The organism is Croceicoccus sp. Ery5 (genome assembly GCF_020985325.1).
Lineage (GTDB): Bacteria > Pseudomonadota > Alphaproteobacteria > Sphingomonadales > Sphingomonadaceae > Croceicoccus.
Genome location: NZ_CP087587.1, coordinates 778,556 through 800,507, shown reverse-complemented (window position 1 = coordinate 800,507; position 21,952 = coordinate 778,556). Strand labels below are relative to the sequence as shown.

Annotated in this window: 24 protein-coding genes; 9 read left to right on the top strand and 15 right to left on the bottom strand. The window is 63.7% G+C overall.

The annotated features are described in order from the left end of the window. The first annotated feature begins 137 nt into the window (after positions 1-137). Positions 138-953, top strand: a complete 816-nt coding sequence (locus LOZ74_RS03820) for an alpha/beta fold hydrolase (RefSeq protein ID WP_230292971.1) — start codon at positions 138-140, stop codon at positions 951-953. 83 nt (positions 954-1,036) lie between these two features. Continuing rightward, complete coding sequence (locus LOZ74_RS03815; RefSeq protein WP_230292970.1) at positions 1,037-2,356, top strand: FAD-dependent oxidoreductase; 1,320 nt, start codon at positions 1,037-1,039, stop codon at positions 2,354-2,356. A gap of 5 nt (positions 2,357-2,361) precedes the next feature. Here LOZ74_RS03815 and LOZ74_RS03810 read toward each other — a convergent pair whose 3' ends face one another. From LOZ74_RS03810 to LOZ74_RS03795, 4 genes are all read right to left on the bottom strand, one after another. Continuing rightward, positions 2,362-2,733 carry a hypothetical protein gene (locus LOZ74_RS03810; RefSeq protein ID WP_230292969.1) on the bottom strand — a complete coding sequence of 124 codons (372 nt, stop codon included), beginning with the start codon at positions 2,731-2,733 and terminating at the stop codon, positions 2,362-2,364. Positions 2,734-2,855: 122 nt separating this feature from the next. Beyond that, the gene (locus tag LOZ74_RS03805) at positions 2,856-3,290 is read right to left on the bottom strand and encodes a hypothetical protein (protein ID WP_230292968.1); all 435 of its coding nucleotides are present in this window, start codon (positions 3,288-3,290) and stop codon (positions 2,856-2,858) included. Positions 3,291-3,327: 37 nt separating this feature from the next. Further along, positions 3,328-4,464 carry a DNA polymerase III subunit beta gene (dnaN, locus tag LOZ74_RS03800; RefSeq protein ID WP_230278841.1) on the bottom strand — a complete coding sequence of 379 codons (1,137 nt, stop codon included), beginning with the start codon at positions 4,462-4,464 and terminating at the stop codon, positions 3,328-3,330. A 276-nt stretch (positions 4,465-4,740) separates the two neighbouring features. Further along, entirely contained in the window at positions 4,741-5,040 is a 300-nt protein-coding gene (locus LOZ74_RS03795; RefSeq protein ID WP_230293805.1) for a hypothetical protein, read from the bottom strand. Positions 5,041-5,195: 155 nt separating this feature from the next. Between LOZ74_RS03795 and LOZ74_RS03790 the strand changes: the two genes are divergently transcribed. Beyond that, positions 5,196-5,927, top strand: coding sequence for a YfaZ family protein (locus tag LOZ74_RS03790; protein ID WP_230292967.1), 732 nt, complete (start codon positions 5,196-5,198; stop codon positions 5,925-5,927). A gap of 22 nt (positions 5,928-5,949) precedes the next feature. Here LOZ74_RS03790 and LOZ74_RS03785 read toward each other — a convergent pair whose 3' ends face one another. From LOZ74_RS03785 to LOZ74_RS03765, 5 genes are all read right to left on the bottom strand, one after another. Then, positions 5,950-7,176, bottom strand: coding sequence for a carbohydrate porin (locus LOZ74_RS03785; RefSeq protein WP_230292966.1), 1,227 nt, complete (start codon positions 7,174-7,176; stop codon positions 5,950-5,952). A 165-nt stretch (positions 7,177-7,341) separates the two neighbouring features. Beyond that, the gene (locus LOZ74_RS03780) at positions 7,342-7,779 is read right to left on the bottom strand and encodes a peptidylprolyl isomerase (protein ID WP_230292965.1); all 438 of its coding nucleotides are present in this window, start codon (positions 7,777-7,779) and stop codon (positions 7,342-7,344) included. 185 nt (positions 7,780-7,964) lie between these two features. Continuing rightward, positions 7,965-8,714: a 3-oxoacyl-[acyl-carrier-protein] reductase gene (gene fabG, locus LOZ74_RS03775; protein ID WP_230292964.1), complete on the bottom strand. Its 750-nt coding sequence runs from the start codon at positions 8,712-8,714 to the stop codon at positions 7,965-7,967. Positions 8,715-8,756: 42 nt separating this feature from the next. Beyond that, positions 8,757-9,710, bottom strand: coding sequence for an ACP S-malonyltransferase (gene fabD, locus LOZ74_RS03770; protein WP_230292963.1), 954 nt, complete (start codon positions 9,708-9,710; stop codon positions 8,757-8,759). A 58-nt stretch (positions 9,711-9,768) separates the two neighbouring features. Next, positions 9,769-10,638, bottom strand: coding sequence for an LD-carboxypeptidase (locus LOZ74_RS03765; protein ID WP_230292962.1), 870 nt, complete (start codon positions 10,636-10,638; stop codon positions 9,769-9,771). Positions 10,639-10,704: 66 nt separating this feature from the next. On the opposite strand from LOZ74_RS03765, the gene LOZ74_RS03760 reads away from it, so the two are divergent. Then, a complete protein-coding gene (locus LOZ74_RS03760; RefSeq protein WP_230292961.1) occupies positions 10,705-12,129 on the top strand; it encodes a Mur ligase family protein in 1,425 nt (474 codons plus the stop codon). Between the two features lie 4 nt (positions 12,130-12,133). Here the strand turns inward: LOZ74_RS03760 and LOZ74_RS03755 are convergent, their stop codons facing one another. Genes LOZ74_RS03755 through LOZ74_RS03745 form a run of 3 tightly spaced genes read right to left on the bottom strand, consistent with a single transcriptional unit; the run spans position 12,134 to position 15,758 of the window. Continuing rightward, positions 12,134-13,849, bottom strand: coding sequence for a M28 family metallopeptidase (locus LOZ74_RS03755; protein WP_230292960.1), 1,716 nt, complete (start codon positions 13,847-13,849; stop codon positions 12,134-12,136). 27 nt (positions 13,850-13,876) lie between these two features. Further along, positions 13,877-15,205 carry a DUF418 domain-containing protein gene (locus LOZ74_RS03750; RefSeq protein ID WP_230292959.1) on the bottom strand — a complete coding sequence of 443 codons (1,329 nt, stop codon included), beginning with the start codon at positions 15,203-15,205 and terminating at the stop codon, positions 13,877-13,879. Between the two features lie 46 nt (positions 15,206-15,251). Further along, the gene (locus tag LOZ74_RS03745; protein WP_230292958.1) at positions 15,252-15,758 is read right to left on the bottom strand and encodes a GNAT family N-acetyltransferase; all 507 of its coding nucleotides are present in this window, start codon (positions 15,756-15,758) and stop codon (positions 15,252-15,254) included. Between the two features lie 296 nt (positions 15,759-16,054). On the opposite strand from LOZ74_RS03745, the gene rpsF reads away from it, so the two are divergent. The 4 genes from rpsF (at position 16,055) to LOZ74_RS03725 (ending at position 18,854) form a co-directional block, all read left to right on the top strand. Further along, complete coding sequence (gene rpsF, locus LOZ74_RS03740; RefSeq protein ID WP_230292957.1) at positions 16,055-16,411, top strand: 30S ribosomal protein S6; 357 nt, start codon at positions 16,055-16,057, stop codon at positions 16,409-16,411. Beyond that, the gene (rpsR, locus tag LOZ74_RS03735; protein ID WP_066845972.1) at positions 16,411-16,635 is read left to right on the top strand and encodes a 30S ribosomal protein S18; all 225 of its coding nucleotides are present in this window, start codon (positions 16,411-16,413) and stop codon (positions 16,633-16,635) included. Before rpsF ends, rpsR begins: the two co-directional genes overlap by 1 nt. A 14-nt stretch (positions 16,636-16,649) precedes the next feature. Then, positions 16,650-17,267 carry a 50S ribosomal protein L9 gene (gene rplI / locus LOZ74_RS03730; protein WP_230278854.1) on the top strand — a complete coding sequence of 206 codons (618 nt, stop codon included), beginning with the start codon at positions 16,650-16,652 and terminating at the stop codon, positions 17,265-17,267. A gap of 147 nt (positions 17,268-17,414) precedes the next feature. Beyond that, positions 17,415-18,854 carry an AMP nucleosidase gene (locus tag LOZ74_RS03725; RefSeq protein WP_230293804.1) on the top strand — a complete coding sequence of 480 codons (1,440 nt, stop codon included), beginning with the start codon at positions 17,415-17,417 and terminating at the stop codon, positions 18,852-18,854. 3 nt (positions 18,855-18,857) lie between these two features. On the opposite strand, the gene LOZ74_RS03720 is transcribed toward LOZ74_RS03725, so the two are convergent. The 3 genes from LOZ74_RS03720 to LOZ74_RS03710 form a co-directional block, all read right to left on the bottom strand. Further along, complete coding sequence (locus LOZ74_RS03720; RefSeq protein WP_230292956.1) at positions 18,858-19,646, bottom strand: alpha/beta fold hydrolase; 789 nt, start codon at positions 19,644-19,646, stop codon at positions 18,858-18,860. 130 nt (positions 19,647-19,776) lie between these two features. Beyond that, positions 19,777-20,802: an aspartate-semialdehyde dehydrogenase gene (locus LOZ74_RS03715; protein WP_230292955.1), complete on the bottom strand. Its 1,026-nt coding sequence runs from the start codon at positions 20,800-20,802 to the stop codon at positions 19,777-19,779. Between the two features lie 152 nt (positions 20,803-20,954). After that, positions 20,955-21,374, bottom strand: coding sequence for an Rrf2 family transcriptional regulator (locus LOZ74_RS03710; RefSeq protein ID WP_230278858.1), 420 nt, complete (start codon positions 21,372-21,374; stop codon positions 20,955-20,957). Positions 21,375-21,491: 117 nt separating this feature from the next. Here LOZ74_RS03710 and LOZ74_RS03705 point away from each other — a divergent pair, with 117 nt between their 5' ends. Continuing rightward, positions 21,492-21,944: a globin domain-containing protein gene (locus tag LOZ74_RS03705; protein ID WP_230292954.1), complete on the top strand. Its 453-nt coding sequence runs from the start codon at positions 21,492-21,494 to the stop codon at positions 21,942-21,944. Positions 21,945-21,952 lie beyond the last annotated feature (8 nt).

The following is a 21,952-nucleotide window of genomic DNA, read 5'->3' as shown; positions in this document are numbered from 1 at the left end:
CGCCGTTAGCAGCGTGTTGCCCCCCTGTCAGCAGGGATTGATCGGGCAGAGCGGGCAATCGCATGTTGTCCGCAAGAGCAGGCGGTCTGTCCCGATGGAGGCTGTCCTGCGCTGCACCTGCGTGCTAGCGGGCAGACATGGAATTCGACTATCGCGACATAAGGGCCGGCGGGCTGACGATGCGTGCCGCCCTGCTGGATGGCGGAAACGATGCCGCGCCGCCCTTGCTGATGCTGAACGGCATCGGCTTCAACGCGGAATTGATGGAGCCGCTGGCGCTGGCATTGGCGAAACCGGGGCCCGATGCGCCGCTGGGGCGCTCGATCGTCATTCCCGACATGCCGGGATGCGGCGGATCGCCCGATTCGAACGCGCATGTGATGATGTACGGCCTGTCCGAGGCCGTGATCGGAATGATGGAGGCGTTGCATCCCGGTCGCCACTTCGATTGCATCGGCTTTTCATGGGGCGGCGCGCTGGCGCAGCAGATCGCGGTTCAGGCATCGCGCCGCGTCACGCGGTTGGGGCTGGTATCGACCACGTCGGGCCTGCCGCTCGCGCCCGCCAACCCGGATGTGATCAAGCGGCTGTTCGATCCCAAGGAATATGTCGATCCGCGCCGCCTTACCGCCAATTTCCGCGCTCTGCTGGCCGAGGGCGGTGCCAATGCGACGCTGATGCAGCGTTTCCGCACACCTACCCCGCAAGGGCTGGGCAATCAGCTGCTGGCCCTGACGGGATGGACGGCCGCGCCGATGCTGCCCTTTATCCGCGTGCCGGTCGCGTTGGTGGGCGTGGCGGACGATGCGGTCGTGCCCTATGCGCATCACACCATGCTGGGATGCCTGCTTCCCCATGCGCAAAAGATCGAATTGCGGTCGGGCGGCCATCTTTCCGCGCTGGCCCGGCCCGAACGGGTTTCGCCCGCTTTGCGCGAATTTCTTGCCGCCTGACCCCCGCGCCCCCTTTTCATTTGCGAGCCATGCGATAGCCTGTCGCTTCGCACCCGAACGGGGCGAGATGGGAGAGAACATCGATGCGGCATATCGCGATAATCGGGTCGGGGCCTGCGGGCTATTACACGGCGGAAGCGGCGATCAAGCAGTGGGGCGACGACATACGTGTCGACGTGTTCGACCGGCTGCCGGTTCCCTACGGGCTGATCCGCACCGGCGTCGCGCCCGATCATCAGACCATCAAGGCGGTGTCGCGCCGCTATGAAAAAACCGCGCTGACCGATAATGTCCGCTTTGTCGGCAATATCGCCATCGGTCAGGATATTTCGCTGGCCGATCTTCAGGCGCTGTACGACGCGGTGATTATCGCCACCGGCGCACCGCATGACCGCGATCTGGGCATTCCCGGTGCGGACCTGCCGGGCGTGATCGGCAGCGCCGCCTTTGTCGGATGGTATAACGGCCACCCGAATTTTGCCGATCTGAACCCCGACCTGTCCGGCCGGCGCGCAGTGGTGATCGGCAACGGGAATGTGGCGCTGGATATTGCGCGCATATTGTCCAAGACCCGCCGCGAATTCGAAGGGTCCGACATTACCGCCCATGCCCTCGACGCGATCGAGGGATCGAAGCTGGACGAGATCGTGATCCTTGGCCGCCGCGGGCCGCATCAGATCGCCATGACGCCCAAGGAGCTGGGCGAGCTGGGCGAACTGGAGCGGGCCGCGCCGGTGGTCGATCCTGACGATCTGCCTGCGGTGACAGACGACGATCCACTGGAGCCCGGCCAGCGCAAATCGGTGCAATGGCTGCGCCAGTTCGCCGCGAACCGCGTTGAGAAACCGCTGCGGATCAGCTTCGATTTCTTCGCCCGCCCCGTCAGCATCGTCGGCAAAACCCGTGTCGAAGGCGTCGAGGTCGAACGGACGAAAATCACCGACGGAAAACTCGTCGGTACGGGCGAATTCTATATGGTCCCCTGCCATCTGGTGATCAGCGCCATCGGATATCGCAGCGCGCCCATTCCCGGCGTGCCGTTCGACGAAAAGGCGGGCCGGTTTGCCAGCGATGACGGACGCATCGCCGTATCGCCCGAAACCGGCGGACTTTATGCCGTCGGCTGGGCGCGGCGCGGCCCCACGGGGACCATCGGCACCAACAAGCCCGACGGCTTTGCCATCATCGCCAAGCTGGCCGAGGATATCGCCAGAGGCGCCATCGGCCCCGAAGGCAAGGCGGGCCGCCCCGGTTTCGATGCGCTGGCGGCCGAACGCAAGCTGGACATCGTGACTTTCCGCGACTGGCAAAAGATCGAGGAAGCCGAAGTCGCCGCTGCCCGGTCCGGCGCCCCGCGCGAAAAATTCACGCTGGTCGAGGAGATGATCCGCGCCGGACGGTAACGGGATCAGCGCCCCTGCGTCTGGCCTTCGGGCGGCTGCATGCCGTCCATCATGGCCTGCAGGCGGGTGCTGAAATCGGTCGCCAGCGGCGCGCAAAGCTTGTTCGCTTCCTCGACATCGCCGACCAGCCCCTGAATCGTCTGCGGATTGATCTGCTTTTCGATCTTCCCGCCGGTCCCCTGTTCATAGCGGCCGACGAAATAGGTCATCATGAAGCCAAGCGCGCGGCGCTTGCCCTGATCCTGTTCCTGCGCGCTGGCGACCAATGCCCATGCGGCGCAGCGCAGGTTCGTGTCAGTCGTGCCCTGCGCCTGTGCCGAAGGGGCGGCAAGCGCGGCGCTGGCAATCAGGCCAAGGGCAATGGCGGTGCGTTTCATTCGAATTCTCCGTCCTCTGGCGCTGCCCATGACGGGGCGGCCCGTTCGGTTCAAGACATGGAAGGCGCCATTTGGACGAGGCGGGCTTTCACCGCGATGAAGCACGCCTGCCACCCGTCGCATCAATGGCCCGCCTTGCCCCGCAATTCGTCCCACAGCGGGCGGTCCAGCGTCAGCACCGCCATTTCGGGCCTGCCAAGGCCCAGCCGCTTCATCGGATGGCCGCCATGGCTTTCGTCGCTGTCCGCGATATCGCGCCACGGGATCAGGGCGGGGGTGTTCATCGGTCGCAGCCACGGCATCGGATAGATCCGCAGCCCACGGCGACAGGCGTGGAGTTCAAGCCCGCGCCCGATCGTTACCCCGCCGATGCGGCCCGATGCGCGTTTCACCACCAGCAGCGGTTTATCGCCGCTGTCTGGGCCCCTGTCGGGATAGCGCCGCAGCACCGCGTTCCAGCCGGAAGACTTCGCGATCCGCCGCCCCAGCATGCCGATCACCAGCCAGAACAGCGCCGTGCCCGCGACGAATAAAAGGGCAATGACGATGGTCAGCACATCGCCTGCCCGCCTTCGCCAGCTCTTTCGGGTCCGGTCAGACCCGCATCGGCATCAGCACGTAAAGCGCGGGGCTTTGCGCGTTCTGCCGGATCAATGTGGGCGCGCCCGCGTCGGCCAGATGCAGTTCCACATTGTCACCCTCTATCTGGGCAAGGATGTCTTTCAGATAATTGGCGTTAAAGCCGATCTCCAGCCCGTCGGCACCATAGTCGGCGGCGATTTCCTCGGCCGCGGTGCCGTTGTCGGGGCTGGTGACCGACAGGGTCACGCGGTCGGTATCCAGCGCCATCTTGACCGCGCGGGTCTTTTCGGTGGCGATGGTCGCCACGCGGTCCACGCCTGCGAAGAAGCTCTTGGGATCGACTTTCAGCAGCTTGTCATTGCCGGTCGGGATTACGCGGCTGTAATCGGGGAAGGTCCCGTCGATCAGCTTGCTGGTCAGCACGATGCCGCTTTCGCCGCCAAGGGTGAAGCGGATCTTCGATGCCGAAAGATCGACCGCCACATTGGTGTCGAGCGATTCTTCCAGCAGCTTGCGCAGTTCGGCCACGCATTTGCGCGGCACGATCACGTCGGGCATCCCCTCTGCCCCGTCGGGACGGGCAATGGTGAAGCGGGCAAGACGGTGACCGTCGGTCGCCGCCGCCTTCAGCTGCGCCGCGCCATTCGGGCCATCGTCGGCCACGTGCAGGAAGATGCCGTTCAGGTAATAGCGCGTTTCCTCGGTGCTGATGGCGAAACGCGTGCGGTCGATCATCTGCGCCAGTGTCGCGGCGGGCAGCTCGAAGCTGGTTGGCAGATCGCCCTCGACGATAACGGGAAAATCGTCGCGCGGCAGGGTCGGCAGCTGGAACCGGCTGCGCCCTGCCTTGACGATCATGCGGTTCTCGCTCGTCTCAAGGCTGACCTGCGATCCGTCGGGCAGCTTGCGCGCGATATCGAACAGCAGATGCGCCGATACGGTGATCGCGCCCGCGCCTTCGACCGATGCGGCGGGCATCACCTCGACCACTTGCAGGTCAAGGTCGGTCGCCATCAGGCGGACATTGCCATCGGCCGAAGCCTCGATCAGCACGTTGGACAGGATCGGGATCGTGTTGCGGCGTTCCACCACCGACTGCACATGGGACAGGCTGTGCAGCAGGGTTGCCCGTTCGATCGTCGCCTTCATTTCAATCAGATCCCCCTAAGCCCGGTGGACATTGGAAACCCGACCGGACGAGAATTTCGGTCAAACTTTCCTAGCGGATGGGCCATTGCGAACAAGGCGAACGGAACGAGAACGCTTCGATTCTGGGGATAAAAGCCGGTGATAGCGCCGGATCGGAGCGGATTCCCCGCCGGTTGGCCCATCGGGGCTATGCGAAAAACGCGCGCGGCTCATCGGCGTAATGGCCAATCATCCGGTCCGGGCCGGTCATGGAGCGGACGACCGCGAATCTCCCGCTCAACCGGCATTGCGGACATCGGACGCGTCGGTCTTGCCCGTCCTGTCAGGCTTTCCCGCGATCAGATAGCGATAGACGCCCACCGCATTGATCGCCAGCAGGCCGATGTTCTGCCAGCCGATGCCCTCGCCCTCGTCATTCAGAAAGCCCCACGCGATCAGCGCGATCGAGCTGGTTACGAAGATCACGAACGCCCAGCCCGTCAGCCGTACGCCCAGGTTCAGCGAGACGAGAAACGCCGCCAGCAGCGCCGCCCCCGCCCCGTAATATTGCAAGATGTCGAGTGCCGTTTCGCTCATCGCCTTACCTTTGTTCACCGTGTCTTGCAGGCTGCGCAAAACAGCCCCGCATCGGCATAAACCCCGATTGTCGCGCTTTGCTCCGCATCATATCGCGCGAGGGAAGCCGGAAAGACGATCCGAAATCACCGGCGGTTTTTCGAGGAATGAGGGATATGCGCAAGATTTTTACAGGGTCGCTGGCCATGGCCGTCGCCGCCGCAATGGCCGCAACGCCTGCCGCCGCACAGGAAGCGGGCGAATGGGAATTCACATTCCAGCCCTATATCATGGTGCCCGCCATGAACGGTGACGCTGCCGTGCGCGGGATCGATGCCGAGGTCGATGTGGGCCGCAAGGACGTGGTCAAGAACCTTAACATCGGATTTCTTGGCTATGTCGAGGCGCATAATGGCGCGATCGGCTTCGGCGTCGATACGAATTACATGAACCTCGACGCCAATGACGACGATGCACTGGTCGCGGCCAATGTATCGCAAACGGCGGTCCAGCCGATGATCTTCTATCGCGTGGCCCCACAGCTCGATCTGCTGGTCGGCGCTCGTTATAACGCGATCAAGCTTACCACCGAATCCAATGTCGAAATTCTGGACGGCGTCAGCCGCAAGGCGGACTGGATCGACCCCATCGTCGGCGTGCGCTTTCGGGCCCCGGTCAGCGACAGCATCGATGTCGGACTGCTGGCCAATGTCGGCGGGTTCGGCGTGGGTTCGGACATTGCGGTGCAGATCAGGCCGATGGTGAATTTCGGTGTGGCCGAGAACATCACCATCGATGCGGGCTATCAGCTGATTTATATGGATTACGAAAAGGGATCGGATGACCGCCGCTTCGCCTATGATGTAACCACCGACGGGCCGATCATCGGCGCGACGTTCAAGTTCTGACCCTTTGCCGGGCGGCGGTGGATCAGAATGCCACCACCGCCCGCAGGTTGAAATTCACGGCATCGGGCGCGTTGGCCAGCACCGGATCGACCAGCTGGGCCGAAGCGGTCAGTTGCAGCATGTCGCCCAGTTGCGCCGCGTAATAGATTTCGCCCCCCTGCTCGTCCCCCACCGGCAGAACCGGTGCCAGCCCGTCGGCGATGCGGTCTTCCAGCGAGAAACGGAAATAGCCGATGCCGAACCGGTCGCGCGGGCGGGCGGCGATGGGCACGCTGCCTGCCAGCCCTGCCGTCATGCTCCAGTCCAGCAGGGCGGGCGCGCCGATCGAAATGCCGGCATGGCCGAACAGGCCAAACCCGCGCTTGGGGTCCGACGGATCCTGCCACAAATAGTGCTGCACCGCATACCGCAAATGGGTGCCGCCCCTGTCGCCCGACAGCAGCGGGGCCGACCCTTCGGGCGGGCGGATATCGGGCAGCCCCTCGGCACTGGGCTTGCGGCTGGTGGCGAATATGGTGACGGTGTGAAAACCCTGTTTCCCGCCGATCTTTGCCGGAAGCGTGCCTGCGACCATGCCGCTGACGCCATTGCCGAACAGGCCGCCATCGATAAATTCGCGGGTCCAGTCCTCGGGGTGCCAGACGCCCGCGCTGATGACCACGCGGCCCGCGGGAACGGTGACGATGCCGCCGAAAATCTTGGGCGATGCGATCAGGCCGGGCGGCGCGGCAAGGCCGATGTGCTGGAATCCCACCTTGCCCCCGCCGGCGACAATGGGAATGGCCGAAGAGCTGTCGAGCAGGTTGATCTTGCCCAGTTGCACCCGAACCTTGCCGATGCGCTGGACGATATTGACCGACAGGTCGAACGCCTCGTCATCGTTGACGGGAAAATTCATCGCGGTGTTGACGGGCAAGAGCGTGCGCGAACCGACGCGGTTGACGCTGTTGCCATAGATGAACTCGCCCTGCGCGTTGATCGTCAGGCCGTCGACGATACCCGCCGCCCCGCCGTCGATTTTGGCATAGAGGTCAATCCGCCCGCCATAACGCGTTTCCCCCTCTCCATTGCCTGCCGCAACGGTAGAGAGGAACTGGCTGAACTGTCCGTCAACGGTGACGATATCGGGCGCGGTTTCGGGTACGGTTTTCGGCGCTTCTTCGGGTGGCGGATCGCCCTCTTGCGCATGGGCCGACAGCGGCAGCCATGCCAGCGCAAGCATCAGCCCCGCGCCCGTTCGATATGTCATGCCAGCTACCTGCCCCGATGATCCCTGCCGCTTCCATCGGTCAGCGGGCACCGCGCTGCAATCGGGGTTTACCCCCAGAAGGCGCGGACCACAGGCGCCGGCACGAAAACGCCCCGCAAGGCCATCAGGCGATGCGGGGCGTTCCGATGGGTCCGGCAGGGCGGATCAGGCGGCAGCCCTGATCTCCACCAAGGTCAGGCCAAAGGTCAGATCCTCACCCGCCAGCGGGTGGTTGCCGTCGGCGGTCACCGTCTCGTCCCCCACGGCGGTGATGGTCAGGTTCATCTCGCTGCCGTCCTGCTGTTTCGCGGCCAGCGTCATGCCGGGCTGCGGCGCGGGTTCGGGCGGAAGGGTAGAGCGCGGGATTTCGATGATCAGATCGTCGCGGCGCTGGCCGAATGCCTGATCGGCGTCGATCGTCACATCCTGCTGCGCGCCGACTTCCATGCCTTCCAGCGCCGCTTCGATAGAGGGCATGATCTCGCCCTTGCCCATCGTAACGGTTTGCGGCCCGTTCTGGTCGGTGCCGCCGACCACGCGGCCATCGGCAGTGGTAACGGAAAAATCGATGACGACGATATCGCCGGTCTTGGGGGTTGCCATGGGTATTCCTTGGATCTTGCGGGTTCCGGCGCCTGCCCGTGTTTCAAAAGGGCGCGCGCCGCTCGACTGGTGCCGCCCCTATATCGCGCAGGGCGGGCACCGCTTGGCCACAAGACTCGCAAGGCAGGGCGGCGAAGTCAAACGAAGTCGGCCGCCCCGCCCCGATGGCAGGCTGAACCCCTGCCTTAGATCATCACCATGCCGCCGTTCACATGCAGCGTCTGGCCGGTGACATAGCCGGCTTCCTTTGACGCCAGATAGGCTACCGCCGCGCCGATATCGTCGCCCTCGCCCATGCGGCCCATCGGAATCTTGCCGTTCAGCGCGGCCTTTTGATCGTCGGGCAGCACATCGGTCATGGCCGTGCGGATAAAGCCGGGGGCGACGCAGTTCACCGTGATGTTCCGGCTGGCCAGTTCCTGCGCAAGGCTTTTGGTCATGCCGGTCAGCCCCGCCTTGGCCGCGGCATAATTCATCTGGCCGGGATTGCCGGTGGTGCCCACGACGCTGGTGATCGAAATCATGCGGCCGAATTTGGCCTTCATCATCGGGCGGGTCGCGGCGCGCATCAGGCGGAACGCGGAATTGAGGTTGATCTGCATCACCGCATCCCAATCCTCGTCCTTCATACGCATCATCAGCCCGTCACGCGTGATACCGGCATTGTTCACAAGGATGTCGAGCTTGCCCAAAGTGTCGATGGCGGCAGGGACCAGTTCCTCGACCTGCGTCGGGTTCGACAAATCGCAGGTGATCTCGACATGGTCGCCGCCAATCTCGTCGTTCAGCTGTTCGCGAAAGCTGCGCAGCTTGCTGGCGTTGGTGCCCGAAAGGGCAAGACGCGCACCCTGCTGGGCAAGGCTGCGCGCGATGGCGGAGCCGATGCCGCCGCTGGCGCCGGTGACAAGGGCGGTCATGCCGGTAAGGTCGAACATCTCTGGATAATCCTCTCGTAAATCTGCGCGGGGGTTCGGGCCTTACAGCGCCTTGGCCAGCGCCTCGCAATCTTCCATCGTGACCACGCTGATCACATCGGTGTCGGTGGTCGAACGTTTGATCATCGGGGCCAGCACCTTGCCGCCCAGTTCCACGAATTGCGACACGCCCACATCGGCCATCGCGCCCATGCTCTCGCGCCAGCGGACGCGGCCCATGACCTGTTCCACCAGCAGTTTGCGGATCTGTTCGGGATCGGCAACCGGCTGCGCGGTGACATTGGCAAAGACCGGCAGGTGCGGGACACGGGGCATCGTCGCCTCGAATGCGGCATCCATGGCGGCGGCGGCGGGTTCCATCAGCGGGCAATGGAACGGGGCCGACACGGGCAGCGGCACCGCGCGGCGTGCGCCGTAATCCTTGGCCAGTTCGATCGCGCGGGCAATCGCGCCCGCATGGCCCGACAGCACGACCTGCGTCGGGTCGTTGTCATTGGCGACGGTGCACACTTCCTTTGCGCCGGTCGCGGGATCGGTCGCCGCGGCCTCGGCCAGTTCGCCCGCCTTTTCGATATCCGCGCCCAGCAATGCGCACATCGCGCCGACGCCCACGGGCACGGCCGCCTGCATCGATTGCCCGCGCAGTTTCAGCAACCGCGCCGTATCGGAAAGCGAGAACGCGCCCGCCGCACACAGCGCCGTATATTCGCCAAGGCTGTGGCCCGCGACATATTCCGCCTTGTCCGCCAGCACGATGCCGAAATCCCTTTCCAGCACGCGCAGCGTGGCGATGGCATTGGCCATGATCGCGGGCTGCGCGTTTTCAGTGAGGGTCAGCGTGTCTTCGGGCCCTTCGGCCATGATCGCGGCCAGTTTCTGGCCCAGCGCATCGTCCACTTCCTCGAACACTTCACGGGCGGCGGCGCTGGCGGCGGCGAGTTCCACGCCCATGCCGATTTTCTGGCTGCCCTGTCCCGGGAACACGAATGCGCGCATCTGTCATCTCCTCTCGCGGGCCCTTTTGCGAAAGGGACCTGAATTCGAATGGGGCGCGTTATTGCCAAGAACGCGGCTTGCCAAGAGCGAAACCGGCCATCCCCAGCGGGGCATCGCGGTCGGTGCGCCCGAACGGCACGATGCGATTGCCCGCATCATGGCCGATATCGGCTTCGCCCAGATAGGCCATGCCCGATCGTTCGCACCAGTGGCGCGCAATTTCCTCTGCCGTCATGCCGAAGTCGCGGTCGTTTTCGGGGATGTCGCTCACCCGGCCCAGCCGCAGGCCAAGGATCGATTTGGGCAAAGCCTCGGTCACGTGGAAGAACAGCCGGTCGACGGCATAAAGATATTCGCTCACTTCCTCGACCATCACGACATGACCCGACAGATCGGGCATCAGCGGCGTGCCCGACAGCATGGCCAGGGTCATCAGGTTGAAGGCAACCGTCGGCCTGCCGTCGAGATGCGGTTCCAGCCGCCCCAGATCGCCCGACAGCCATGCCAGCACGCAGCCGATCGCCTGATCCCCGTTGTCGCGCCGCACGTCCAGCGGCATCGGGGCATGGACCGGCCGCCCGATCCCTGCGCGATACAGCGCGCCCAGCAGATATCCGCCGTCCGAACTGCCCAGCCACAGCTTGTTATGCGCAGCAGGCCCCATGCGCGCGATGGCATCGCCCGCGATGCGATTCGATCCGTAACCGCCGCGCGCGAACCAGACGGCATCGAACATCGGATCGTTGGCGCATTCGACCAGTGCGGCCAGCCGCAATTCGTCGGACCCTGCGAAATGCCCTTGCTCGGCAAAGCACTGGTCGTGGAAATACAGCTCCACATCGCCGAAACCGGCGGCCACGCCCTGCACCTGCGCGGCCAGTTCGCGTGGAAAAGCGGCAGACGGTGCACAGATGGCGACGCGGATCATGAAAACAGTGCTAGGGCCGCAGGCGCGGATTGCCAAGCGCGGCCTGTATCAATAGCCAGCATGGGCATGAGCGTTACCGATCTTTCCGCGCTGCTGGCGCGCCCGTTCTTTTTCTGCGGCATCGGCGGTTCGGGCATGTTGCCCCTTGCCTGCATATTGCGCGGGCGCGGCGCGGCGATTGCCGGATCGGACCGCAGTTACGATCAGGGCCGCAGCCCCGAAAAATTCGCATGGATCGCCGATCAGGGCATCCGCCTGTACGAACAGGACGGCAGCGGCATCACCAGCGCCGACCAGATACTGGTCGCCAGCGCCGCCATAGAGGACAGCGTGCCCGAAGTGCGCCGCGCGAAGGAACTGGGCTGCCAGCGGATGAGCCGCGCCGAATTGCTGTCAGCCCTGTTCAACGGGGCGGACACGCGCATTGCCATCGGCGGGACCAGCGGCAAGTCGACCGTGACCGGCATGACCGGCTGGCTGCTGACGCAGGCAGGCCGCGATCCGACCATCATGAACGGCGCGGTGATGAAGAATTTCCGTTCGGACGATGCCTTGTTCGCCAGCGCGCGGGTCGGCAGTGGCGGCGCCTTTGTGTCCGAAGTGGACGAAAGCGACGGCTCCATCGCGCTATACCGGCCCGGTGTGGCAGTCTTGCTGAACGTGACGCTGGACCACAAGAGCATGGACGAATTGCGCGTGCTGTTCGGCGATTATCTGGCCGCGTCGGAATGCGCCGTGGTCAATGCCGACGATGCAGAGGCGCTGGCGCTGGCAGGCCGCGCAAAAACCGCGATCACCTATGGCATTGACGCGGCCGACGCGCGCATCGGCGTGGCGGGCGGATCGATCCGCGAAAGCGCCACCGGCATAGGCGCAACCGTGCTGGACCGCGCCAACGGGCGCGAGGCGGCGCTGACCCTGCAAGTCCCCGGCAGGCATAATCTGTCGAACGCGCTGGCCGCACTGGGCGCGGCAATGGCAGTGGGGGTCGATTTCGGTGCGGCGGTCGATGCGCTGGGCGGGTTTACCGGCCTTGCGCGGCGGTTCGACATTGCGGGCACCAGCGCATCGGGCATCACCGTGATCGACGATTTCGGTCACAACCCCGACAAGGTGCGCGCTACTTTGCGCACATTGCGCGCGCATGACGGACGCGTCATCGCCTTTTTCCAGCCGCACGGTTTCGGCCCGATCCGCCAGATGGGCCGCGAACTGGCGCAGGTCTTCGCCGAAGAGCTGAACGACGAGGATCGGGTGATCTTGTGCGATCCGGCCTATTTCGGCGGCACGGTCGACCGCAGCATCGGCGGGGCCGATCTGGCGCAATGGATCAGGGACGCGGGGAAAGATGCCGAACATTTCCCGCTGCGCGAAACATGCGGCGACCGCATCGCCGAAATCGCGCGCGGCGGCGACCGCATCGTGGTCATGGGCGCGCGCGACGATACGTTAAGCAGCTTCGCACGCGCCCTGCTGGACCGATTGCCCTAGGCCGTTATTCCGCCGCAACCGACGAACCGGGGGCCGGAGCCTTGGGCGCGTCGGGGGCGAAATTCTCGCCGAAATAATTGCCTTCGTACCACTTGGGCGCTTCGTCGGCATTGGCGGTGATCTTCACGATCTCGTAATTCAGCAGCGCGAATTTGCGCGCCGATTCCCAGTTGAGCGGCTGGGTCAGATCGTCGGTTGGCTGATGGTAATTGGTCGACAGGAATTCGGTGAATGCCGCCTTCCCGCCGTTCTGCACGCCGGTCATCAGGAACAACGCGGGCACCCCTTCCTTGACGAAGCTGTAGTGGTCCGAACGGGTGAACAGGTTCTCCTCGGGCATGAAATCGGGCGACACCCCGATGCCGGTGGCCGCACCCGCCTTGATCAGCGTTTGCCCCATGGTCGAATTTTCGGCGCCGAAACCGACCACATCGGCCAGATCGTACAACAGGACGGGCATGTCGAAATTGACGACGCCGACCGGCTTGCCGTCTTCGCGCACGAAGTGGCGGGCCAGATATTCCGAACCCAGCAGTCCCTTTTCCTCGGCCGTCAGGGCGGCGAACAGGATCGGGCGGCGCGGGCGATGCGGGCTGTGCGCGATCACGCGGGCGACTTCCAGCATGGTGGCAACGCCGGTCGCATTGTCCATCGCGCCATTATAGATCGTGTCGGTATCCTCGCCCTCTTCGGCATCGGACAGGTGATTGCCGACATGGTCCAGATGCGCGCTCATCACCACATATTCACCGGCCAGCGCTGGATCGGAACCCGGCAGCATGGCGACGACATTGGCGCTGGTCTTGTCGTCCCAGTCGGTGGTGACGCTCGCTTTCGCCTCGCCCGTCATGTCAAAGGCGGCGGGACGGCTCTTTGCCTTGGGATCGTCATAGATTTTCAGCAGCGCATCAAGATCCTTGCCCGATGCCGTCATCAGCCTTGCCGCCGTTTCGGGCGAGATATAGGCCTGCAGCTTCAGACCCGGGTCCTGCACATTGGCCTGACCGTCAGGGCCCACCCACGTCTCGCGCGGTTCCTGAAGATAGGTGACCAGCTTGTCGAACGGCAGGCGTTCCAGCGATTCCTTATTGCGGATCGAAATCATGCCGACCGCGCCATTCTCGCTGGCATATTTGGTCTTGGTATTGGCCAGCGTCGCCGCGACCTCGCCCGAAACCGTCTTGGGCGCGCCCGATACGATCACCACGATCTTGCCCGCGATATCGACGCCCGCATAATCGTCGATGCCGTTTTCGGGGCTGTGGATGCCCTGCCCGACGAACACCATCGGCGCGGTCAGATCGACCTGCCGGTCCGTAAAGCTGCCGCCCGCGACGAAATCCTTGCCCGGTTCCAGCACCATTTCGCCGTCGGGCGTGGTGATGGTCAGCGCAGACGATGAAGTGCTGGCATTGCGAAAAATGATGTCCTGCATCCAGCTGCCATTATTGGCAGGTTCCAGCCCCATGGCGCGATAGCGCGAGGCGACATAGGCAGCGGCAATGTCGTAATATTCGCTGCCCGTGTCGCGGCCCTGCAGCAGATCGTCGGCAAGGAATGTGACGGTGGCGGCAATTTCGTCCGCGCTGATCGCGGCGGCGGCAGGATCGGAGCGTTCGGCCGGAGAAAGCGTTGCCGATGACGGGGCGGTTTGGCCATGGGCGGCAACCGGCGAAAAGGCGCAACCGGCAAGCGCGGCGGCGAGGATAAGCTTGCGCATTGGGAAGGAAATTCCTCTCAATTGAGACTATATGCCCCGTTTAGCAGGTGAACCGTTGCTGGCAATGCCCGCGTCTGCGGCATCCTCGTCGCGGCGCCGGATCGGGAACAGCTGCATATAGGTAAGGCAGCGCCACAGCCATTCCAGCGGGCCAAAGCGGAAGCGGTCAAGCCAGGGCGCCGACCACAGCAGCATCAGCGCCATGCCGCCTGCCGCCCATGCCCACAGTGCGAGCCGGTGCCAGTCGCCATAGAGCCCCAGCCCCCAGCCAAGGAACACCGCGCCCATCAGAACCGAGGAAGCGATGTAATTCGTGAACGCCATCCGCCCCGCCGCTGCCATACGCCGGCCCAAAGCCGTCCGGCCCAGCGCGGGCGCAAAAGCCACCAGCAGCGCGGCATAGCCCAGTATCATCGGCAGACGCAGCAGCGAGGCAGGGCCGAATTGCACCCAGAAGCTGACGGCGGGATAATGGTTATGCTGCATGCCCATGACTGCCAGTGGCAGGGTGAACACGACGGTCGCGACGATCCCGGTCGCCCCCCACACGATCATCCCGCGCCTGCTCCACCCGCCCGAGAAAAAGCCCATGCGGTACAGCGCGGCGCCCAGCAGCATCAGCCCCAGATAACCCGGCCCCGTCACCGGCATGAAGGCAATGCGGTCCCACGCGCTGCGCGTTTCGTGCCGGCACGCGACCAGATCGGTAAAGCTGCCCGTCTTGCGCACCGCATCGCTGGCGTGGCTCTGGCCGCGCATCGCCTCGACCTCGGCCTCATATGCTGTGCGGGCCTCGCTGGCGGCAGGGGCGTTGAGCGCGGCCAGCTCGTCCGCGGGCCATAGCGCGATGCCGCCCATGATCCCCATGTAAAAGCTGGCGAACAGGCCGATGAACAGCAATGCCCGTGCGCCCAGCGGCAGGAACAGCATCGCGACCAGCCCGACCACCGCATAGTCCAGCAATATATCGCCGAAAAACAGCAGGTAATAATGCAGCGCCCCGAACAGGGCGAGCCACAACAGCCGCCGCCCCTGCAACAGCAGCGCGCCCGCCATGCCGCGCCGCGCCGCCGCGCGGTCGACAAAAATCGCCATTCCCGCCCCGAATAATAATGCAAACAAACCGCGCAGCTTGCCGTCGAGGAACAGGTACTGGAGCAGCCACCCCGCCTCTTCCCAAAAGCCCGCGGGATGCAGGATGCCCCAGTAATAATAGGGCCCCGTGCGCGCGAAACCGACGACATTGGCCGCCAGAATGCCCAGCACGGCGAAACCGCGCAGCAGGTCGAGGCTTTCGATACGCCGCGCACCCACCGGCTGGTCCGGTGTCGCGCCCCCGATGTCGCTTGTCGCCAATGTCTGCCCCCTCGATTCGAGCGGGCAGCCTAAACGCTATTGCGCGTCAGGCGAAACTCTTGACCAGCAGCATCAGCGACGGGTCGGCCTCGAAGCTGCGCGCCTCGAACCCTTTTTCGCGTTCGAGTTCGATGGCGGCGTGGTTTTCGCGGTCCTCGATCGCGATCACTTCGCGCAGGCCCCGTTCCTCGGCGGCATGGCTCAATACGTCCAGCATGGCCCAGCCCACGCCGCGCCCGCGATAATCCTTGTGCACCGACACGGCGACCTCGCCCGTTTTCATCGCCGTATCGCAGGCCAGCAATGCCGATGCGACCAGCGCGCCGTTCACCGTGTCGAAGGCAAGGAAATTCTCGGTCTGCCAGTGGTCAACGCTGACCAGCGGGTCCAGTTGCCGGTCGCCCAGACGCGCGCCTGCGTTCAGAAAGCGGAAGCGGCGGTCTTCCTCGCTGACATTGCCGAAGAATTCTTTCAGCAGACCCTGATCGTCCGGCTGCACGCTGCGCACGGACAGGTTTACCGCATCGCGGGTAACGACTGTTTGCTCTTCCATGATCTGCATCCCTTCACCGGTGTTGCCGCGGGGGCTCTATCCCCCTTGATCCGCGGTTTCCTTGACCCAAGCCAAGAAACGCGGCTTTGGTTCCGCCAACGCGGGTGCGGCGCAATTGGGCCATGGTCTTATCCTGCCCGCCCTTGCTTTTCCGGCCAGACCCTGTATGGCGCGCGCTTTCCCGAATGGCGCAGCGGCGATTCCGCCCGCGAATTGAAGGAAAACGAAGAAAGCCGGAGGGGCCTTTCGCCATGGGGGCGTAGGTCAGCGATCGGTATAGACAAAGGAACAGGCGCATGCCGCTTTACGAGCATGTGTTCCTTGCGCGTCAGGATCTCTCGCAGAGCCAGGTCGACGCGCTTGCGAACACCGCGACCGAGATTGTCGAGGCAAACGAAGGCAAGGTCGTCAAGACCGAGACCTGGGGCCTCAAGAACCTCGCCTACAAGATCGAGCGTAACCGCAAGGCACACTATGTGATGCTGAACATCGACGCACCCGCCAAGGTGGTCGAAGAGCTGGAACGCCAGACCCGCATCAACGAAGACGTGATCCGTTACATGACGATCCGCGTCGACGAACACGAAGGTGGTCCGTCGGTGATGATGCGCAAGAATGACCGCGAGCGTCGCGGCCGTCGGGGAGACCGCTAATGGCCCGTCCTTTCTTCCGCCGTCGCAAGAGCTGCCCCTTTGCAGCCAAGAACGCACCCGCGATCGACTACAAGGACGTGCGCCTGCTTCAGGGCTTCATGTCCGAGCGTGGCAAGATCGTGCCGTCGCGCATCACCGCCGTCTCCGCCAAGAAGCAGCGCGAGCTGTCCAAGGCGATCAAGCGCGCACGCCACATCGGCCTGCTGCCCTACATCGTCAAGTAAGGAGGGTCTGACCCATGGATATCATCCTCCTGGAACGGATCGAAAAGCTGGGCACCATCGGTGACGTTGTCACCGTGAAGGACGGCTATGCCCGTAACTTCCTGCTGCCCAACAAAAAGGCCCTGCGCGCCAACGAGGCGAACAAGAAGGTCTTCGAAGCCAACCGCGAACGCCTGGAAGCCGAAAACGCCGAAAAGCGCACCGAAGCCGAAAAGGCCGGTGAAAAGGTTGCAGGCACCGAAATCACGCTGATCCGCGCGTCGTCGAACGCCGGCCAGCTGTACGGTTCGGTCAATGTGCGCGACATCACCGCGGCCCTGAACGAAAAGGGCCACGACATCGACAAGAAGATGGTCATTCTTGGCCACCCGATCAAAACGATCGGCATGTTCGACGTGACCGTCGCCTTGCACCCCGAAGTGCACGTGACCATCAAGGCCAATGTGGCCCGTTCGGACGACGAAGCCGCGCTTCAGTCGGAAGGCGTGGACGTTCTGGCCGCGATGTTCGAGGAAGAAGCCGCCGAACAGACCGGTTTCACCGAAGAGCGTGACCCCGATGCGGAACCCGGCGAAATCGCCGTGGACGATGCCGCAGAAGGCGAAGAGGAAGCCGGCGAAGAACAGGCCTGACCGGCCACTTCACCGCTTTCGCGACAGACAGGAAGGGCGCGGACGGCATCGGCTGTCCGCGCCCTTTCCTTTTTGAAAGGGCGGAATTTTCGCATGGTGCGTCATGCCGCCTTTGAAATGTCGGAACGGGGCGGTTATCTCTTGTCGATGAATACAGCTGATGAAATCATTGCCGAACTGGTCCGGCTTTACGACGCGGCCCGCGCCGCTTTGAAGGACGACATGGTCGCCTTTGCCGCGACGGGCGCCCTGCCCGACCGCGCCCGCCGCAACGACGGCACCTATGCCTATCCCGAATTGCGGCTGCGCTTTTCCGGCAGCAGCCGGCCTTCGGAAGTGAACCGGTCTTTCGCGCGGCTGTCGACGCCGGGCCGCTATGTCACCACCATCACCCGCCCTCAGCTGTTCGCCCCCTATTTGCGCGAACAATTGTCGCTGATCATGGAAGACCACGATGTCGAAATCGCGGTCGGCCCTTCGCGGCAGGAAATTCCGTTTCCCTATGTTCTGGACGGAGAGGCGGCGGCCGAGCTTGCGGGCGTATCGCCGCGCGAACTGGCCCGGCATTTTCCCGCGACCGAACTGGCGCTGATCGGGGACGAGATTGCCGACGGTCTGGACGTGGGCGATGTCGACGATCCGATGCCGCTTTCGCTGTTCGACGGGCTGCGCACCGATTTCAGCCTCGCCCGCCTTCAGCATTATACCGGCACCAATCCCGAACATGTGCAGCGTTTCGTGCTGTTCACCAATTACCACCGCTATGTCGACGAATTCGTCGACTGGGCGGCGCAGCAGCTGGACGGGGTAAATTTCACTGCGCTGTCCGGCGCGGGCGGGCTGTATCTGGACCAGCGGCGCGACAATGCGCGCAGCCTGCTTTCCGATACCGCATGGCGCAGGCACCAGATGCCCGCCTATCACCTGATCGCGCCCGATGGCGGCGGCATCACGCTGGTCAATATCGGTGTCGGCCCTTCGAACGCCAAGACGATCACCGACCATCTGGCAGTCATGCGGCCCGAGGCATGGTTGATGATCGGCCATTGCGGCGGTCTGCGCGACAGTCAGAAGATCGGCGATTATGTGCTCGCCCACGCCTATCTGCGCGACGACCATGTGCTGGACAGCGTGCTGCCGCCAGAAATCCCCCTGCCCGCCATTGCCGAGGTGCAGCAGGCCATGGCGAAAGCCGCGGAAGAGATCAGCGGAACCGAAGGCGTGGATCTGAAACGCCGCATGCGCACCGGCACCGTCGTCACCACAGATGACCGCAACTGGGAATTGCAGGTATCGACGATCGGGCATCGCCTCTCGCTGGCCCGCGCCGTCGGGATCGACATGGAAAGCGCCACCATCGCCGCGCAGGGCTACCGGTTCCGCGTCCCCTACGGCACGCTGCTATGCGTTTCGGACAAGCCGCTGCATGGCGAGTTGAAGCTGCCGGGACAGGCCAACCGCTTTTACGAGCAGGCGATTGCGGGCCATTTGCAGATCGGCATCAGAAGCTGCGAATTGCTGAAGGCCGAGGGTGAGCGCCTGCACAGCCGCAAGCTGCGCGCGTTCAACGAACCGCCGTTCCGGTGATTTTCAGGCTGTAAAGAACCGCACCAGTTCGCGGCCCAGCGCCTTTTCGGTCACGCAGGACATATGCGTGCCGGGAATCCACGCCATCTCCGCATGGGGAAGCGCCGCTGCCAGATCCTCGGCCGATCCGTTGTCGTCATCCTCTGTCCCGCACAGCACCAGCACGGGCATTTGCGGGATGGACAGCTGTTCGCGGGTGATGCCCAGCCCGCTGGCGGACAACAGCAACCGCGCCGCCACGCGGTCGATCTTCATCGTCTTCATGAAGGAGACGGCGAAGAAATGCCTGTCCCCGCGCTTCGCCGTTTCGAAATTGTCGATGGCGTCGATAAAGAACCCCGCGCGCCGCCGGAAATCGAGCAAACCCTCCAGCCCCATCCCCACCAGCGCCAGCCGCCGCGGCGTCAGCCCTGCGATCACCCCGCCCAGCGACGTCCGCGAACCGAGCGAGAAACCCGCAAGGTCGTAATCGGTCAACGCGTAATGCGCGACCACATCCTCCAGATCGTCGACCAGCACGGTCGGGGGATAGCAGGCGGGATCGTGCGGCGCGGCGCTATGTGCATGGGCGCGCAGGTCGGGCATGATCAGCGAAAACCCCGCCTCTGCCAGCGCGCGGGCATGGCCATATTTGATCCAGTTGATCTCGGCGCTGGAAAACAGCCCGTGCAGCAGGATCAGCGTACGCTGCGCCTCGCCCGTCGCGGGCTCCATGCGGTGCACGGCAAGGCTGGTGCCGTCGCGGGCGGTAACGGTTTCGGTGGTGACGGGAAATTCGGCAGTCTGGCTCATGCCCGCGTGCCTAGCGGGTTCGCCGCCACCCGCCAAGCGCGCCGGTCGCCAATTATCTCGGCCATAAAGCAACAGCCGCCCCCGCACATGGCAGGGACGGCTGTCATGTTTCCGCCAGTGGTGCGGGTGATCAGCCCTTCTTCAGGTGCCGGCGGCCCAGCAGTTCCGCAATCTGCACTGCATTCAGCGCTGCGCCCTTGCGCAGGTTGTCCGACACGCACCACAGCGCAAGACCGTTATCGACAGTCGAATCCTCGCGCACGCGGCTGATATAGGTGGCATAGTCGCCCACGCATTCGACGGGGGTAACATAGCCGCCATCCTCGCGCTTATCGACCAGCATCACGCCCGGTGCCTCGCGCAGGATGTCCTGTGCTTGGCTCGCCGAAAGCTCGTTCTCAAACTCGATATTCAGCGATTCCGAATGGCCGACGAACACGGGGACGCGTACGCAGGTGGCCTGCACCTTGACCTTGGGATCGAGGATCTTCTTGGTCTCGGCGACCATCTTCCACTCTTCCTTGGTGGAACCGTCATCGAGGAACACGTCGATATGCGGGATCACGTTGAAGGCAATCTGCTTGGTGAACTTGGCGGGTTCGACTGCATCGCCGACAAAGATCGCGCGGCTCTGTTCGAACAGCTCGTCCATGCCCTGCTTCCCCGCGCCCGACACCGACTGATAGGTCGAGACGACGACGCGCCTGATCGTGGCCGCATCGTGCAGCGGCTTTAGCGCCACCACCATTTGCGCGGTCGAGCAGTTGGGATTCGCGATGATGTTCTTCTTGGTATAGCCGTCGATGGCGTCCGGGTTCACTTCGGGCACGATCAGCGGCACATCGGGGTCCATGCGATAGAGCGACGAATTGTCGATCACCACGCAGCCTGCCGCCGCCGCCTTGGGCGCATATTCCGCCGTCGGGCCGCTGCCCGCCGCGAACAGGGCAATGTCGTAACCGGCAAAGTCGAAATGCTCGATATTCTTGCATTTAATCATCTGGCCGGTGTCGCCAATCTCGATCTCGGTCCCGGTCGAGCGGGGCGAAGCGACCGCCGCAATCTCGTCATAAGGGAAGGCCCGCTCGGCGAGGATGGCCAGCATCTCGCGCCCGACATTGCCCGTGGCTCCAACAACTGCCACCCGATAACCCATGATACTTGCTTTCTTGTTCGTGAATGATAATTGCGCAAATGTCCGCCAGCCCTGCCAGCGGAATGCGCGCGGTAGTCAAACGCGGCATTTTGCGCAAGCAATTGCGGGTTTCAGGGGTGTGAAGCTGGGCTTGCACGCCACGGCAAACCCGCTCACGCCTCGGACAGCGGTTCCTTCACGGGGGCATTCGCATCGGGGGCGAAGAAGCTGCGGGCATTTCGTTCCACAGCATCCGCCAGGGTTGTCCGATCGAGCACGGCCAGGAATGCGTCCATCGCATCGCCAAGTATCGGCGTCAGCCCGCAGCCACGCTTCAGCACGCAATTGCCGCAATCGGCGGCCTGCATGCCCGGTTCGGTCTGTCGTACGACATCCCCCAGAGTGATGCTGCCGGGATCTTCAGCCAGCCAGAATCCGCCCCCACGGCCCCGCACCGTATCGACCAGACCCATGGTGGCCAGCTGGTTGACGACCTTCATCAAATGATTGCGCGAGATCCCATGCCGCTCGGCCACATCGGCAATAGAGAGGCGCACGCCCGGATTGGCGGCGGCCTGCATCAGGATGCGCAACGCGTAATCGGTATGCAGGGTCAGCTTGATGGTAAAATCTCCATTTGATGCATCCGGTTTACATCTATTTGCGTGTCGAGTATAGATGCATTTCCAATGCATCAATAAGGATCGACAATGTCCCGTACGCTTTCCGCCGACACCATGACGATCGTCAAGGCCACGGCCCCTGCGCTCAAGCAGCACGGCCTTGCCATTACGCAGCGTATGTATGAACGCATGTTCGACCGCCATCCCGAGGTGAAGGCGATGTTCGACATGGCAGCGCAGGAATCGGGCGAGCAGCCCAAGCGTCTGGCGGCGGCGATCATCGCCTATGCCGAGAATGTCGATAAGCTTGAAAATCTAAGCGGGCCCGTCCTGCGCATGGCTCGCCGCCATGTCGAAACCCACGTTAAGCCAGAGCACTACCCCATCGTTGCGGAAAACCTTCTCGCCGCGATCAAGGACGTGCTGGGTGATTCGGCGACCAGTGAGATCCTCGATGCCTGGGGCGAAGCCTATTGGTTCCTGGCAGATATTCTGATCGCAAAGGAAGCCGAGTTATATGCAGACGAAGCCGAAGGCTGAACGCTGAT